19 protein-coding genes are annotated in these 15,873 nt (G+C 57.1%); 17 read left to right on the forward strand and 2 right to left on the reverse strand.

Features of this window, described 5'->3' with window-relative positions; all coding sequences use genetic code 11:
* On the forward strand, positions 1 to 226 hold a 226-nt coding region (locus tag F475_RS22495), incomplete at its 5' end, for an integrase core domain-containing protein (RefSeq protein WP_146602951.1).
* A gap of 59 nt (positions 227 to 285) precedes the next feature.
* Here the strand turns inward: F475_RS22495 and F475_RS22500 are convergent.
* Positions 286 to 1,614: an OprD family porin gene (locus F475_RS22500; RefSeq protein ID WP_018926508.1), complete on the reverse strand. Its 1,329-nt coding sequence runs from the start codon at positions 1,612 to 1,614 to the stop codon at positions 286 to 288.
* An 897-nt stretch (positions 1,615 to 2,511) separates the two neighbouring features.
* On the opposite strand from F475_RS22500, the gene F475_RS22505 reads away from it, so the two are divergent.
* A complete protein-coding gene (locus tag F475_RS22505) occupies positions 2,512 to 2,937 on the forward strand; it encodes an HIT domain-containing protein (protein WP_018926507.1) in 426 nt (141 codons plus the stop codon).
* A gap of 3 nt (positions 2,938 to 2,940) precedes the next feature.
* Complete coding sequence (locus tag F475_RS22510) at positions 2,941 to 3,150, forward strand: SlyX family protein (protein WP_018926506.1); 210 nt, start codon at positions 2,941 to 2,943, stop codon at positions 3,148 to 3,150.
* 60 nt (positions 3,151 to 3,210) lie between these two features.
* Here the strand turns inward: F475_RS22510 and F475_RS30910 are convergent, their stop codons facing one another.
* Positions 3,211 to 3,813, reverse strand: a complete 603-nt coding sequence (locus tag F475_RS30910) for a cold-shock protein (RefSeq protein WP_019651434.1) — start codon at positions 3,811 to 3,813, stop codon at positions 3,211 to 3,213.
* Positions 3,814 to 4,276: 463 nt separating this feature from the next.
* On the opposite strand from F475_RS30910, the gene F475_RS22520 reads away from it, so the two are divergent.
* From F475_RS22520 to ybgF, 14 genes are all read left to right on the forward strand, one after another.
* Positions 4,277 to 4,615, forward strand: a complete 339-nt coding sequence (locus F475_RS22520; protein WP_111454753.1) for a ribbon-helix-helix domain-containing protein — start codon at positions 4,277 to 4,279, stop codon at positions 4,613 to 4,615.
* Between the two features lie 136 nt (positions 4,616 to 4,751).
* Entirely contained in the window at positions 4,752 to 4,973 is a 222-nt protein-coding gene (locus tag F475_RS22525; protein WP_010457489.1) for an FmdB family zinc ribbon protein, read from the forward strand.
* Between the two features lie 122 nt (positions 4,974 to 5,095).
* Entirely contained in the window at positions 5,096 to 6,871 is a 1,776-nt protein-coding gene (gene aspS, locus F475_RS22530; protein ID WP_018926502.1) for an aspartate--tRNA ligase, read from the forward strand.
* Between the two features lie 120 nt (positions 6,872 to 6,991).
* A complete protein-coding gene (locus F475_RS22535) occupies positions 6,992 to 7,738 on the forward strand; it encodes a YebC/PmpR family DNA-binding transcriptional regulator (protein ID WP_018926501.1) in 747 nt (248 codons plus the stop codon).
* A 143-nt stretch (positions 7,739 to 7,881) separates the two neighbouring features.
* On the forward strand, positions 7,882 to 8,406 hold the full coding sequence (ruvC, locus tag F475_RS22540) for a crossover junction endodeoxyribonuclease RuvC (RefSeq protein ID WP_018926500.1): 525 nt from the start codon (positions 7,882 to 7,884) through the stop codon (positions 8,404 to 8,406).
* 115 nt (positions 8,407 to 8,521) lie between these two features.
* Positions 8,522 to 9,133, forward strand: a complete 612-nt coding sequence (gene ruvA, locus F475_RS22545) for a Holliday junction branch migration protein RuvA (RefSeq protein ID WP_007933256.1) — start codon at positions 8,522 to 8,524, stop codon at positions 9,131 to 9,133.
* A complete protein-coding gene (ruvB, locus tag F475_RS22550) occupies positions 9,134 to 10,195 on the forward strand; it encodes a Holliday junction branch migration DNA helicase RuvB (protein WP_111454754.1) in 1,062 nt (353 codons plus the stop codon).
* 127 nt (positions 10,196 to 10,322) lie between these two features.
* Complete coding sequence (ybgC, locus tag F475_RS22555) at positions 10,323 to 10,790, forward strand: tol-pal system-associated acyl-CoA thioesterase (RefSeq protein ID WP_007933231.1); 468 nt, start codon at positions 10,323 to 10,325, stop codon at positions 10,788 to 10,790.
* Positions 10,780 to 11,475, forward strand: coding sequence for a protein TolQ (gene tolQ / locus F475_RS22560; RefSeq protein ID WP_018926498.1), 696 nt, complete (start codon positions 10,780 to 10,782; stop codon positions 11,473 to 11,475). Before ybgC ends, tolQ begins: the two co-directional genes overlap by 11 nt.
* Positions 11,476 to 11,498: 23 nt before the next feature.
* Positions 11,499 to 11,951, forward strand: coding sequence for a protein TolR (gene tolR / locus F475_RS22565; protein WP_167331185.1), 453 nt, complete (start codon positions 11,499 to 11,501; stop codon positions 11,949 to 11,951).
* Positions 11,951 to 13,030: a cell envelope integrity protein TolA gene (gene tolA, locus F475_RS22570; protein ID WP_018926496.1), complete on the forward strand. Its 1,080-nt coding sequence runs from the start codon at positions 11,951 to 11,953 to the stop codon at positions 13,028 to 13,030. The genes tolR and tolA overlap by 1 nt, the downstream gene beginning before the upstream one ends.
* A 29-nt stretch (positions 13,031 to 13,059) precedes the next feature.
* Positions 13,060 to 14,328, forward strand: coding sequence for a Tol-Pal system beta propeller repeat protein TolB (tolB, locus tag F475_RS22575; RefSeq protein ID WP_018926495.1), 1,269 nt, complete (start codon positions 13,060 to 13,062; stop codon positions 14,326 to 14,328).
* A 52-nt stretch (positions 14,329 to 14,380) separates the two neighbouring features.
* Complete coding sequence (gene pal / locus F475_RS22580; protein ID WP_003178634.1) at positions 14,381 to 14,878, forward strand: peptidoglycan-associated lipoprotein Pal; 498 nt, start codon at positions 14,381 to 14,383, stop codon at positions 14,876 to 14,878.
* A 6-nt stretch (positions 14,879 to 14,884) separates the two neighbouring features.
* Complete coding sequence (gene ybgF, locus F475_RS22585) at positions 14,885 to 15,724, forward strand: tol-pal system protein YbgF (protein WP_064616359.1); 840 nt, start codon at positions 14,885 to 14,887, stop codon at positions 15,722 to 15,724.
* Positions 15,725 to 15,873 lie beyond the last annotated feature (149 nt).

Here is a 15,873-nt window from a genome sequence, read left to right on the forward strand (position 1 = left end):
CAAACATGGAATCAGGTGCTCGATGACCGACGGGTATGACTGTTATCAGAACGCTTTGGCAGAGCGTGTGAACGGGATCTTGAAGACAGAGTTTCTGCTTCACCGACCTAGAGATCTGGCCGAGGCGATTCGAATGGTCGACGAGTCGATAAGCATCTACAACAGCAAACGTCCGCACCTATCGTTGAAATGCAAAACGCCCGATGCGGTGCATCGGGCGTTTTGAGGGTGAAACAGGTGTAAACCTATTTCAGGACTAGACAACCGCGAACTAACTTTCTGCAATTACAGAATGTTGAGCGGGTAGTCGGTGATCAGGCGGAACTCAGAGATATCGCCTTCGCCTTCGTCTGCGTTGGCGGTGTGCCATGCTTGACGGATGCGGAACGACAGATCTTTAGCTGGGCCGGATTGAATTACGTATTTAACTTCCACGTTGGTTTCGTGGTGTTTACCGTCTGCACCGTACAGGCCAGCGTAAGGGCTGCCTGCTGGAGTGTTGGTGCCGTCAATGTCCCAACCTTTCACGTAACGGGTCATGAAGCTCAGACCAGGGATGCCGTATTCGGCCATTTTCAGGTCGTAACGGGCCTGTACCGATTTCTCGCCAGGGGCGTTGAAGTCAGAGTACTGGATGGAGTTGGCGAGGAAGATCGAGTCGCCACCACGGTTGTTTTTACCCACGCCGATATAGTCGAACGGAGTGTCGCCATTCACTTTCTGGAAGCCCAGGGTGATGGTGTGTGCCTTCAGGAACGAGAAAGCAGCAGCGAGGGAGTAGGCGGTGTTATTGATTTCGCCTGCTTTAGCGCTACCAGTGTCCCTGGTGTTGTAGATGTTACCGTCGAAGTTGATCGACTGATCGCCACCCAATGCGAGGGTGTAGTTCGCGTTGGCGTAGTACTGGTTCCAGATGTCTTCGAGCTTGGCACCGTAGAGCGACACGCTCAGGTCTGGGGTAATGCCGTACTTGCCACCGAAGTAGTCGATGGAGTTGGCTTTCACGCCAGCGTAGGTTGCCCACAGGTCGCCATCACGGGCATTTCGGTCCTGACTGGTCGCCGAGTAGAAGTGACCGGCTTCGAGGTCAAGGTCTTTGACTTCGCTGCTCTGCAGTTGGATACCGCTGGCAGTTTGGTGAAGGATGCGGGAGCCGCCAACAGCGAACACCGGAGAAGTGCTTGGCTGCATGTCGCCGATTTTCAGCTCGGTCTTGGAGATGCGGAACTTGGCGGCAGCGCCGGCTTTGCCCTGGTTGTTTTCGACTTCGCCATCATTGCCCACGGGCATGTTGCCGGTACCCGAATACTTGTCGGAACCGTCCAGCTTAATGGCCAGTTGGCCCCATGCTTCAACGCCAACACCGATCAGACCTTGGGTGTAGCCCGAGCTGTACATGCCCTGGATGCCCTGGGTCCAGTCTTTGTCATCGACGGCGCCGTCTTTCTTGTTACGGTTGTAGTAGTAGTTGCGAACCAGCAAGTCGAGCTTGCTATCTTCAACAAAACCTTTGGCGTCAGCCTGGTCACTTACGAAAGGTGCGGCCGTAGCCAATTGAGTACTGGCTGCTGCTGCAACTGCCAGTGCGATCATGCTCCACTTCATCACGCGCATCGTGATTTGCTCCTTTGGTTTTTAGAAGAGTACTGCCGTCCCACCTGTTTTATTATCTGGGCGGCTCTTTCTTTTTGTGTCGGCGCAAACTTATATCACGCCGACCCTATTGGCGATACTTGCACATCTAACCTTTCAGCTTCTTTACGACCCTGTCGCAAATGGCTGGGTAGATGTCGCAAATTCACAGTCCCGACGCAATCGGACTGACAACTTCAGCGCTGTTTTCCAGGGCTTGAGCATCGGTAAAAAAGAGTCCCTGGTCCTGCACTTGAATCTCCATCGGGCAACCCTGCCACTGTTTTTATTGGCCTTAAGGCTTCCACTTCCAGCGGAGCACTTATAGACGATACGGGGGTGAATGCAACAAGCGTGCACAAACCAGAATTCTGTTGCTGTTTTTTTCTGAAAGCCTGCCTGTTGCTGTAAAAACCTCATAAAACCGGGGGGTTCAAGCTCGTTTTTCTTAGGCTTGACGCCATGCTTTGCATCGTGGTTACCACATTGGAGCTGCGAGGTGACAACCAAAAACGTTACCGGTTCACCCCGTCAGTGAGTAATTGGCGGATGCTGACGCACTGAGCGTAGACGCGTTGTGCGGTTTTGGTGCAAAAAATTTTATTTCCTGTACTGAATTCACACATGGTGGCGTTGCCGTGGGTTCGAACAGTGCGTTGTTTATGGGCTGTTTCGGCGTTTTTTCCGTGATGGCCGGTTCCGTCATGGTGCGTCCCGAATCAAAATGGCGCATCTCGGCGCGCCCGCAGGGCGGTGCTGGCGGCAGTTCGTCGTGAAGCGCATGGCATTCGCAGGTATGCTGCCGTCCTGTCGCTTGGTGCGCCGTCTTTCGGTGGGGGCGCTAAGCTGAAAAAGGATGACCAGAGGGGAGTGTGCGCTGTGTTCGCTTTAGATCCACGACTTCAACAAGACACGTTGCCAATCGGCGATTTCCCGCTCTGCCGGTTACTGCTGTCCAATGATTCGAATTACCCCTGGTTCATCCTCGTGCCACGCCGCGAGGATATCAGTGAAATATTTCAGCTGGATGGCGCAGATCAACAGCAGCTGTGGCGGGAAACGACTGAGCTGGCGGAAATCCTCAAGGACTCTTTCGACGCGGACAAGTTGAACGTCGCGGCCCTGGGTAACGTCGTCAATCAGTTGCATATGCATGTGATTGTGCGCAAGCGTGAGGACGCCGCCTGGCCAGCTCCGATCTGGGGCAAACAGGAGGCCAAGCCATACAGTCCAGAGCAGATCGCGACGATTCGCGAGCGACTGCGTCTGGTATTGACCGACGATTTCAAGTTTCTGGAGGGCTGAATCATGAGCCTGGGCGAGCGCGTTACCGATCTGGAAAGCCGACTGGCATTTCAGGATGACACCATCCAGGCATTGAATGATGTGCTGGTGGCGCAGCAGCGGATGGTCGAGCGTCTGCAATTGCAAATGTCGGCGTTGCTCAAGCGGCAGGAGGAAATGGCCGGCCAGTTTGCGACGCTTGAAGAAGAAGAGGCACCACCGCCTCATTACTAAGAAACAGGCAATAAAAAACCGCGAACAGCCAAGCTGTTCGCGGTTTTTTTTAGCCTTGAATCAGCGGCGCGGCAGTGCGGCGATCACATCTTCGGCTTGCAGGCCTTTGTCACGATTCATGACGGAGAACTCCACGCGCTGACCTTCCACCAGAACGCGGTGGCCTTCACCGCGAATCGCCCGGAAATGCACGAAAATATCATCGCCGGAGTCGCGGGAAATAAAGCCGAAGCCTTTGGAGGTGTTGAACCATTTGACGGTGCCAGTATCGCGGTTGCTCATGTCATAGCTTGGCGCGGCGGCGGCTGGTGAAGATTTGTAGAAGCTGATGGCCAGGTGCAGGAATACGGCGATCAGGGCAGCGACCAGGCTGAACAGAACGGCAGGTTGACCGGCGATGACAGGCATCGGAGCGATCAGCGTCAGGGTTTGCAGTACGACAGCCAGAACCAGCAAAGCGCTGACCAGGTTTTGCAATTGATGACGCGGGCCTTTGTTCCAGTAAGGGATAACAGGCGCGAGGGTGAGGTTGAGCAGGCCGAAAAAGGCCAGGTAAAGCGCATCGGGTTGTTGCAGGTAAGGTACCGCTTCGGATCGCAGGCTAGGGATGAAGGACAGCAGCAGGGCTGCTGCGCCCATTAGCAGGTGGACGATTTTCAACATTTTGATTAACTCACGTTAAGACGGATCACAAGGAAGAGCTGATAGAGCACGGTTCGCTTCAGAACAATAAGAGGCGTTGGGCACGTACCTGATATCAGCCTATGCGCAGCCCCCGGAAAATAGGTGGTAGCGACACACTGCCTATTTAACAGCAAAGCCTGCGGCTACTCAAATCAGGCGGTCCGGCGGTGTTTCCATTGGCATGGCGCGCGGATGACGATGCCGAGTGTTATTCGTGCGCTGTGTTTCTCGGATCTTTCGCCTTTTCGTTGAGTGATGTTGCGTCAGTTTTCGTAGGAAATCGTCCGGCCTAGGACGAGCTCCATGATCGCCCCTTCGTTGTTGGCTTATCCTACGTTGATGGTCATAAAGTCATCTGGATATACCGTAGCGCCTGCGCTTTTATAAGGAAACGGAATATGGCCCTTACAAGCAGCAAGGATGACAAAGGAGTGTCAACGGTATGGTTCATGAAGACAGGCAAGGCGAGGGGAGGAACGGTCCACTCAAGGATATAAGGATTGATTCACTTGTCGGCGAATTCGATATGGGGCTGGCCCAGCCCTTATCCCGGTCGGTGCGTTTGAATGGTTTTGCGACCTGTTTGCGGCTTGAACAGGTCTATTGGGATATTTTGGGCGACATGGCCAAGGTCAATTGCTGCTCGGTCAGTGCGCTGTTGTCCCATGTGGATCGCGAGGTGCACTTGCGCCATGGCGGGGTGAAAAATTTCACCGGGCTGGTGCGGGTTGTCTGCGTCGTGCACAGCCTGAAGGAGGGCAGTTGCCCCGTCATGGCTTAGCGAGAGCGGCTGAATGAGTCGAGTGTCGGTCTGTGCAGTCTTACGGCTGCACAGGCTGCATTTAATGGATATAATCCCGCTCTTTGCCGCGAAGCCCTGCATGCGCGGTAGCAATCTGATCGCCGAGACAACCCCCATGCCGATGTACGATTACCAATGTGCTTCCTGTGGTCATCAGTTGGAAGCCATTCAAAAGATCAGCGCAGCACCGCTGGTCGACTGCCCTGCCTGCCAGGCGCCAGAGCTTAAAAAGATGCTGTCCATGCCCGGTTTCCGCCTCAGTGGCACCGGCTGGTACGAAACCGACTTCAAGACCGGTTCCAAGAAAAATCTGGCCGGTGGCGACAAAGCTGACTAGGGTCTAGCGCCCGGGCTGAACGACACGCGCGAGCTCTTGCATCATCTGGCACCTTATTCAAGTGCGGTGGTGCGGCAAGACCTCCACCCGAATTTCGAATTACGAGAAGTGAAACCACTACCATGATGCGCAGCCATTATTGCGGCCAACTGAACGAAAGCCTGGAAGGCCAGGAAATTACCCTTTGCGGATGGGTTCACCGTCGCCGTGACCATGGCGGGGTGATTTTCCTCGATATCCGTGATCGTGACGGTCTGGCCCAGGTGGTGTTCGATCCGGACCGTGCCGAGAGCTTCGCCGCCGCCGATCGCGTGCGCAGCGAGTACGTCGTGAAGATCACCGGCAAGGTTCGCCTGCGTCCGGCCGGTGCAACCAACGCCAACATGGCGTCGGGCATGATCGAGGTCCTGGGCTACGAGCTGGAAGTGCTGAACGAATCGGAAACTCCGCCGTTCCCGCTGAACGAGTTCTCTGACGTTGGCGAAGAAACCCGCCTGCGTTATCGCTTCCTTGATCTGCGTCGCCCTGAAATGGCCGAGAAGCTGCGTCTGCGTTCGCGCATGACCACCAGCATCCGCCGCTACCTGGACGAGAACGGTTTCCTCGACGTCGAGACGCCGATCCTGACCCGTGCGACGCCGGAAGGCGCGCGTGACTATCTGGTGCCGAGCCGTACTCACGCCGGTTCGTTCTTCGCCTTGCCGCAATCGCCTCAGCTGTTCAAACAGCTGCTGATGGTGGCCGGCTTCGACCGTTACTACCAGATCGCCAAGTGCTTCCGCGACGAAGACCTGCGGGCTGATCGCCAGCCGGAATTCACTCAGATCGACATCGAGACCAGCTTCCTCGATGAAAAAGACATCATGGGCCTGACCGAAGGCATGATCCGCAACCTGTTCAAGGAAGTGCTGGGTCTGGAATTCGGCGAATTCCCGCACATGACCTTCGAAGAGGCCATGCGCCGCTACGGTTCCGACAAGCCAGACCTGCGTAACCCGCTGGAACTGGTGGATGTTGCCGATCAGCTCAAGGAAGTCGATTTCAAGGTGTTCAGTGGCCCGGCCAATGACCCGAAATGCCGTATCGCCGCCTTGCGCGTTCCAGGCGGTGCGAGCATGCCGCGCAAGCAGATCGACGATTACACCAAGTTCGTCGGCATCTACGGTGCCAAGGGCCTGGCGTACATCAAGGTCAACGAGCGTGCTGCCGGTGTTGAAGGTCTGCAGTCGCCGATCGTGAAAAACATCCCGGAAGCCAACCTGAACGTGATCCTCGATCGCGTGGGTGCGGTCGATGGCGACATCGTGTTCTTCGGCGCCGACAAAGCCAAGATCGTCAGCGAAGCCCTGGGCGCGCTGCGGATCAAGCTGGGTCATGACCTCGAGCTGCTGACCTGCAAGTGGGCGCCAATGTGGGTCGTCGACTTCCCGATGTTCGAAGAGAACGACGACGGCAGCTTCAGCGCCTTGCACCACCCGTTCACCGCGCCGAAATGCACTCCTGAAGAGCTGGAAGCCAACCCGGCTGGCGCTTTGTCCCGTGCCTACGACATGGTTCTGAACGGCACCGAGCTGGGTGGCGGTTCGATCCGTATCCACCGTAAGGAAATGCAACAGTCGGTGTTCCGTCTGTTGGGTATCAACGAAGCGGAACAGGAAGAGAAATTCGGCTTCCTGCTCGACGCCCTGAAATATGGCGCGCCGCCGCACGGTGGTCTGGCCTTCGGTCTGGACCGTCTGGTGATGCTGATGACCGGCGCCCAGTCGATCCGTGAAGTGATCGCCTTCCCGAAAACCCAGAGTGCTGCGGACGTGATGACGCAGGCTCCGGGCGTGGTAGATGCCAAGGCGTTGCGTGAGCTGCACATTCGTCTGCGCGAAACGCCAAAGGCAGAGTAAGGCTGACCGCAAAGGCGCATCCTGTGGGATGCGCCTTTTCTTTAGGTCGAGATTTTTTTGTTGCTGGCCGACACTCCCTGTGTGGCGGGCGATGTTTCAAAGAGAAATTCGGAGCGAGTTATGGCGGGTCATTCCAAGTGGGCGAACATCAAGCACCGCAAAGAACGTCAGGATGCCAAGAAGGGCAAGATTTTCACCAAGTGGATTCGTGAGCTGACGGTCGCTGCCCGTCAGGGCGGCGCTGATCCGGGCTCCAACCCGCGTCTGCGTCTGGCGCTGGATAAAGCGCTGGGTGCGAACATGAGCCGCGACATCATCGACCGCGCGGTGGCCCGTGGTGCCGGCGCTGCCGATACCGATGACATGGTCGAGCTGACCTACGAAGGCTATGGCCCGGGCGGTGTGGCGGTGATGGTCGAATGCATGACCGACAACCGCAACCGCACCGCGGCCGCAGTTCGCCATGCGTTCAGCAAGTGCGGCGGCAACCTCGGTACCGACGGTTCGGTGGCTTATCTGTTCGAACGCAAAGGGCAGATTTCCTTCGCGCCAGGGGTTGATGAAGACGCGCTGATGGAAGCAGCCATGGAAGCCGACGCCGATGACGTGGTGACCAACGAAGACGGCTCCATCGACGTGTTCACCTCGTTCGCCGGCTTCTATTCCGTGCGTAACGCCTTGGAGGCCGCAGGCTTCAAGGGCAGCGATGCGGAAATCGTCATGTTGCCGACCACCAGTGCCGAACTGGATCTGGAAGGCGCCGAGAAGGTTCTCAAGCTGATCGACATGCTCGAAGACCTGGATGACGTGCAGAACGTGTACTCCAACGCGGACATTCCAGAGGCGGTGGCCGCGCAGCTCGGTTGATGCCTTTATAAAGATCGCAGCCTTCATCAGCCCTGCAGGCGCTGGCGAAGCCTGCGATCTTTTGATTTTCAGAATGAAAAGATCGCAGCCTTCGGCAGCTCCTACGGTTACTCTCAGATATTCGCACTAGCTTCGCAGGCGTTATGACTTTAATTCTTGGTATCGACCCCGGCTCGCGTATCACCGGTTACGGCATTGTTCGCGATACTGGCCGTGGTTGTGTTTACGTGGCATCGGGCTGTATCCGCACCGGTGCTGGCGAGTTGCATGAGCGTCTGCAGATCGTCTATCGCGGCGTGCGTGAAATCATTCAGACTTATGGCCCGGTCACCATGGGCATCGAAAAGGTGTTCATGGCGCGCAATGCCGACTCCGCGCTGAAACTGGGGCAGGCCCGTGGCGCGGCGATTGTCGCCGGCGCCGAAGAGAGCCTGGAAATTGCCGAGTACACCGCAACCCAGGTCAAGCAGGCCGTGGTCGGCACCGGCGCCGCCAATAAAGAACAAGTGCAAATGATGGTCATGCACATGCTGAAACTGACCAGCAAGCCGCAAATCGATGCCTCGGATGCCCTGGCCATCGCGATTTGCCACGCTCACACCCGTTCCAGCCTGTTGCCTCATGGCCTGGGCGCGGCACGCAGTCGTGGCGGGCGCCTGCGTCTCTGATAGCATCAGCAATCATTTTTTTTGGGATGAGGGTTTTGCGCCTGTGTTGTCGGCGCAAAACCCTTGTTCTGTCAGTCGCCAGCACTGATCTGGCCAACGCTCAAGGATCTGAAACGTGATTGGACGCTTGCGCGGCACATTGGCTGAGAAACAGCCGCCGCACCTGATTCTGGATGTAAACGGTCTGGGGTATGAGCTGGAAGTGCCCATGACCACGCTTTATCGCTTGCCGTCGGTCGGTGAACCGCTGACCTTGCACACCCATTTGGTCGTACGCGAAGACGCGCAGTTACTCTATGGCTTCTTCGGCAAGCGTGAGCGAGACTTTTTTCGCGAACTGATCCGTCTCAATGGGGTAGGGCCGAAACTGGCGTTGGCCCTGATGTCGAGCCTGGAAGTCGACGAGTTGATCCGTTGCGTGCAGTCCCAGGACACCTCGGCACTGACCAAGGTGCCGGGCGTTGGCAAGAAGACTGCCGAGCGTTTGCTGGTGGAACTCAAGGATCGCTTCAAGGCCTGGGAAACCGTACCGAGCATGTTTGCGTTGGTGCCGAACCAGCCGGATGCGCCAGCGCAACAAGTCGCTGCCGCCGAAAATGACGCGGTCAGCGCGCTGATTTCCCTGGGCTACAAGCCGCAGGAAGCCAGCAAGGCGATTTCTGCGATCAAGGAGAAAGGTTTGAGCAGTGAAGACATGATTCGTCGCGCCCTTAAGGGAATGATCTAAGTGATTGAAGCTGATCGTCTGATCGCCGCTACGGGTGGCCCCCGTGAGCGCGAAGAAGTCCAGGATCGGGCGATTCGTCCCGTCAGCCTGGCCGAATACATTGGCCAGCCGACCGTTCGCGAGCAAATGGAGTTGTTCATCCAGGCCGCGCGCGGGCGCAATGAATCGCTGGATCACACCCTGATTTTCGGCCCGCCGGGCCTGGGTAAAACCACCCTGGCCAACATCATTGCCCAGGAAATGGGCGTGTCGATCAAAAGCACCTCGGGGCCGGTCCTCGAGCGTCCTGGTGATCTGGCTGCATTGCTGACCAATCTTGAGCCCCATGACGTGCTGTTCATCGACGAGATCCATCGGTTGTCGCCGATCGTCGAAGAAGTGCTGTACCCGGCCATGGAAGATTTTCAGCTCGACATCATGATCGGCGAAGGGCCGGCCGCGCGCTCGATCAAGCTTGATCTGCCACCGTTTACCCTGGTTGGCGCTACCACCCGTGCCGGTATGCTGACTAACCCGTTGCGCGACCGTTTCGGGATCGTCCAGCGCCTGGAGTTCTACAGCACCGCCGATCTGGCAACGATTGTCAGCCGTTCGGCGAACATTCTCGGTTTGCCGCTGGACCCGGAAGGCTCCTTTGAAATCGCCCGGCGTGCCCGCGGTACACCGCGAATCGCCAACCGCTTGCTGCGCCGGGTCCGGGATTTCGCCGAGGTTCGTGCCAAGGGCCACATCACCAAACCAATCGCCGACCTGGCCTTGAACCTGCTGGATGTCGATGAGCGTGGCTTCGACCATCAGGACCGACGCCTGCTGTTGACCATGATCGAGAAGTTCGACGGTGGGCCGGTGGGGGTGGACAGTCTGGCCGCTGCGATCAGCGAAGAACGCCACACCATTGAAGACGTGCTGGAGCCGTACCTGATCCAGCAGGGCTATATCATGCGCACGCCGCGGGGGCGGGTAGTGACCCGGCATGCGTATTTGCACTTCGGCTTAAACATTCCGTCACGATTGGGCGAGATGCCCGTGGTAGACGAGTTCCTCGATGCCGTGGACGATTAATCACCTTTGCGTGCTGATTTATTCGGGGTTTGTGCTGTCCCAGGACGGTACTTTCGCCAGAAAGCCGCGAATCAATGAAAAACAGTTGCCTGGCCGGATTGGCAACCTGAGGAGTAAGCACTAGAGTATGCGCGCGCAAAACGGGCTTGAGCCGTTCGCACATCGTTGTCGCGTTTATTACGAGGACACCGATGCCGGCGGCATCGTGTATTACGTCAATTACCTCAAGTTTATGGAACGGGCTCGAACCGAGCGGCTCCGAGAGCTGGGCTTTGCCCAGTCGGCGCTGGCAGGGGAGGACCTGTTGTTCGTCGTGCATTCCAGCGAAGCGCGTTACCACGCGCCGGCGCGACTGGACGACGAACTGCTGGTAAGCGCCGAAGTAATTGAATTGAACCGGGTCAGCCTGCGCTTCAAACAGCAGGTCAGGCGGGCTACGGATAACGTGCTGCTCTGCGAAGGGCAGTTTCTGGTGGCCTGTGTGCGCACTAACAGTTTGAAACCCCGGGCCATTCCCGAAGCTCTACGTGCGGCCTTTGCCGACGTGAGCGGCGCGGGTACACACTCAAAGCAGGAGATAAAGCGTGGAAGCTAACGTCGTCGACCATTCCTCCATGTGGAGCCTGGTCAGCAATGCCAGTGTCGTGGTGCAACTGGTAATGCTGATCCTGGTAGCCGCATCGGTGACCTCGTGGATCATGATCTTTCAGCGCAGCAACTTGCTGCGCGCCGGTCGACGTGCCCTGGAGAGCTTTGAAGAGCGCTTCTGGTCCGGTATCGACCTGTCCAAACTCTACCGTCAGGCTGGCAGCAACCCTGATCCGGATTCCGGTGTCGAGCAGATCTTCCGTGCCGGCTTCAAGGAATTCTCCCGTCTGCGCCAGCAGTCGGGCGTTGATCCGGAAGCGGTCATGGAAGGCGTGGCGCGTGCCATGCGCGTAGCCATCTCCCGCGAGGAAGAGAAGCTCGAGCAGAGCCTGCCGTTCCTCGCCACCGTCGGTTCCGTCAGCCCGTATATCGGTCTGTTCGGTACAGTCTGGGGCATCATGAACTCCTTCCGTGGTCTGGCGACTGCCCAGCAAGCGACCCTGGCCACTGTGGCTCCAGGTATCGCCGAAGCACTGGTTGCTACTGCGATCGGTCTGTTTGCCGCCATTCCGGCCGTTATCGCCTACAACCGTTTTGCTGCCCGCAGCGAAACCCTGCTGGGCCGCTATTACACCTTCGCCGACGAATTCCAGGCGATCCTGCACCGCAAAGTGCACACCAGCGAAGAATAAGCAGGTAATTTCCAATGGCTTTAATCGCTCGAGCTCGCAAAAAGCGCAAGCCGGTTGCCGAGATGAACGTGGTGCCTTACATCGACGTGATGCTGGTACTGCTGGTCATCTTCATGGTGACCGCGCCGATGCTCAATCAGGGCGTGAAAGTTGATCTGCCCAAGGTTTCCAGCGAAGCCTTGCCGCAGGACAACAACACTCAGGTCCTGACCATTTCGATCAAGGCTGACAAGACCTACTACTGGAACCTTGGCAGCGAAGTCGACACCGAAAAGCAGCAGGACAAGGCCATGACCTTGCCGCAAATGACCGACGCCGTGACCAAGATCATTCGCGTTGGTAACGGTAACGGTAAGCGCACGCAGGTGTTCATTCGTGGCGACAAAACCGTCGATTATGGCTCCGTCATGGGCGCCATGGGCGGGTTGCAGAAGGCCGGGGTCGGTAATGTTGGCTTGATTACCGAGGCGCCCTGATGCAGCAACTGCGAGAGCCGTCCGCCTCGGAAAGCTACTTCTGGCCTAGTGTCTGGGCGATTGTCTTGCACGTGCTGGTGTTCGGCATGCTGTTCGTCAGTTTCGCCTTCACACCGGAGCTGCCGCCGGCCAAGCCGATTGTCCAGGCAACCCTGTACCAGCTGAAATCGAAAAGTCGGGCGACCACCCAGACCAATCAGAAGATCGCGGGTGAGGCGCAGAAATCTGCTGCGCGTCAGACCGAAGTCGAGCAGATGGAACAGAAGAAGGTCGAGCAGGAAGCGGTGAAGGCTGCGGAACAAAAGAAAGAAGAAGCGGCTCAAAAGGCCGAGGAAGCCAAGAAGGCCGACGAGTCGAAGAAAGCGGAAGAGGCGAAAAAGGCTGATGAAGCCAAGAAAGCCGACGAAGCGAAGAAGACCGCCGAAGCCAAAAAGGCCGAAGAGAAACAATTGGCTGATATAGCCAAGAAGAAAGCCGAAGAAGAAGCCAAAAAAGCTGCTGAAGAAGAGGCCAAGAAAGCGGCCGCTGAAGAAGCGAAGAAAAAGATCGTCGAAGACGCGAAGAAGAAAGCCGCGGAAGACGCCAAGAAGAAAGCTGAAGCGGAAGAGGCGAAGAAGAAAATCGCCGAAGACGCGAAGAAGAAAGCGACTGCCGATGCCGCGAAGAAGAAAGCGCAGGATGCGGCTCGCAAATCGGTAGAGGACAAGAAGGCTCAGGCTCTGGCTGACTTGCTGTCCGATAAGACCGAGCGTCAGCAGGCTTTGGCGGATGAGCAAGGCGATGAAACCGCGGGCAACTTTGATGATCTGATTCGTTCGCGAGCATCTGAAGGTTGGGCGCAGCCACCGTCGGCCCGCAAGGGCATGAAGGTGATTCTGCAAATCAACATGCTCCCTGACGGAACGATCTCCGGTGTTTCGGTTGCTCATTCCAGCGGTGACGCGCCGTTCGACAGTTCTGCAGTCGCGGCTGTAAAAAATATTGGTCGATTGACCGAAATGCAGGGTCTGAAGCCAGCTGATTTCGCACCCTATCGTTCATTCAAGATGACATTCACACCTGAGGATCTAGCCTTGTGAGAAACCTTCTTCGAGGACTGCTTGTAGTCATGTTCTGCTTTGCAGGACTGGCCACGGCAGATGAAAAAAATATCCTGGTCAGCAGTGGCAGCTCCCAGGCAACTCCAATTGCCGTTGTGCCTTTCGGCTTCCAGGGCGGTAGCGTGCTGCCGGACGACATGGCTGAGATTATCGGTAACGACCTGCGCAATTCGGGTTACTACGCGCCGATTCCAAAGCAGAACATGATCAGCCAGCCAAGCCAGGCCAGCGAAATCATCTACCGTGACTTCAAGGCGGTGGGTGCCCAGTACGTCATGGTCGGCAGCATTGTTCCGGCGGGCGGTCGCCTGCAGGTGCAGTACGCACTGTTCAACGTCGCCACCGAGCAGCAAGTGCTGACCGGCAGCGTGTCGGGCGGTGTCGATCAACTGCGCGACATGGCGCACTACATCTCCGACCAGTCGTTCGAAAAACTCACTGGTATCAAAGGTGCGTTCTCGACGCGTCTGCTGTACGTGACGGCCGAGCGTTTCTCTGAGAAGAACACTCGCTACACACTGCAACGTTCGGACTACGACGGTGCCCGTGCCGTGACGCTGCTGCAATCGCGCGAGCCAATCCTGTCGCCGCGTTTCGCACCGGATGGCAAGCGCATTGCCTACGTGTCGTTCGAGCAGAAGCGTCCACGCATTTTCATGCAGAACATCGACACCGGTCGCCGTGAGCAGATCACCAACTTCGAAGGCCTGAATGGCGCGCCAGCCTGGTCGCCGGATGGCAATCGCCTGGCATTCGTGTTGTCGAAAGACGGTAACCCGGACATCTACGTGATGAACCTGGGGTCGCGTCAGATCACCCGTGTCACCAATGGTCCAGGCATCAACACCGAACCGTTCTGGGGTAAGGATGGTTCGACCATCTACTTCACCTCTGACCGTGGCGGCAAGCCTCAGATCTATAAAACCAGCGCAGGCGGTGGTGGTGCGGAGCGTGTGACCTTCATCGGTAACTACAACGCCAACCCTAAACTGTCGGCCGATGAAAAGACCCTGGTAATGATTCACCGCCAGGACGGTTTCACCAACTTCAAGGTGGCGGCCCAGGATTTGCAGCGCGGTAGTGTAAAGATCCTCACTGATAGCACTCTGGACGAGTCTCCTACTGTTGCGCCCAACGGCACCATGGTAATCTACGCCACCCGCCAGCAGGGCCGGGGAGTCTTGATGCTCGTGTCCATTAATGGACGCGTGAGGCTCCCGCTTCCTACCGCACAAGGCGAAGTCAGAGAACCGTCCTGGTCCCCTTACCTGAACTGACGCGGCGCTATACGTTTTACTTAACACACTGGGGTTCATTAGGAGTTTCACGATGGAAATGCTGAAGTTTGGTAAATTTGCTGCGCTGGCTCTGGCCATGGCTGTAGCTGTAGGTTGCTCGTCCAAAGGCGGCGACAACGCCGGTGAAGGCGCTGTAGATCCAAACGCTGGTTACGGCGCTAACACTGGTGCAGTTGACGGCTCCCTGAGCGAAGAAGCTGCTCTGCGCGCAATCACCACCTTCTACTTCGAATACGACAGCTCGGACCTGAAGCCAGAAGCCATGCGCGCTCTGGACGTTCACGCCAAAGACCTGAAAGCAAACGGCGCTCGCGTTGTTCTGGAAGGCAACACCGACGAACGTGGTACTCGTGAGTACAACATGGCACTGGGCGAGCGTCGTGCGAAAGCCGTTCAGCGCTACCTGGTACTGCAAGGTGTTTCCCCAGCTCAGCTGGAACTGGTTTCCTACGGCGAAGAGCGTCCAGTTGCTACCGGCAACGACGAGCAGTCCTGGGCTCAAAACCGTCGTGTCGAACTGCGTAAGTAATTCGTCATGCGAACGTGCCGTCGTGCTGTAACTATTTTGGCTCTCAGTCTCGCACCGCTTGCGGTGTGGGCTGCGGTTCCTGTGGTCGAGGACAACTCCGGCTATAACAATAGCGGGAGCAGTTATCCGCCTGCAGGTTACGGTACGAACGGCGCCTATGCCGGGGGAGGGGTTTCGGCCCCTGTCTCGGCACAGGGCGAGCTGTTCAACCAACTGCAATCGATGCAGGAGCAGATCTCGCGCCAACAAGGCATCATTGAAGTTCTGCAAAATGATGTAGCGCGCATGAAGCAAGAGAACTTGGAGCGATATCAGGATCTTGATCGGCGCATAGGAACCGGCGTTGCACCAGCCGCGACTCCTGATAATTCTTCCGCCGGTGGCAATTTGAATGCCCCCGGTGCAGCAGCCGGCGCAGGTGCGGGAGCGGCTGCCGCTCAAGCCCCGGCCGCGGGTGGCGAACCGGCTGACCCGGCGAAGGAAAAACTGTATTACGATGCAGCCTTCGACCTGATCAAAGCCAAGGATTTCGACAAGGCCAGCCAGGCTTTCACCGCATTCCTGCGCAAATACCCGAACAGCCAATACGCGGGCAATGCCCAGTACTGGTTGGGGGAAGTGAACCTGGCCAAAGGCGATCTGCAAGGTGCGGGTCAGGCATTTGCCAAGGTTTCGCAGTTGTACCCCAAGCACCCCAAAGTGCCTGATTCGCTGTACAAGCTCGCTGATGTAGAGCGTCGTCTCGGTCATACCGACCGGGTCAAAGGCATTCTGCAACAGGTCGTGTCCCAATATCCGGGCACTTCCGCCGCTCAGCTGGCGCAACGGGACTTGCAGCGCATGTAAGCCTGTTTAGCCCGTTTTGAAGAAACCCGCGCTTGTCGCGGGTTTTTTCGTTAGAATTCATGCCCTTTTTATGAAACACGCTTTTTGGGATCTGCGCGTTGGCGGGGTTCCTTGAAGTGCCTGACGGAGGCGGACAGCCTGTTTAGCTG

This window comes from Pseudomonas sp. URMO17WK12:I6 (assembly GCF_003253625.1).
Taxonomy (GTDB): domain Bacteria; phylum Pseudomonadota; class Gammaproteobacteria; order Pseudomonadales; family Pseudomonadaceae; genus Aquipseudomonas.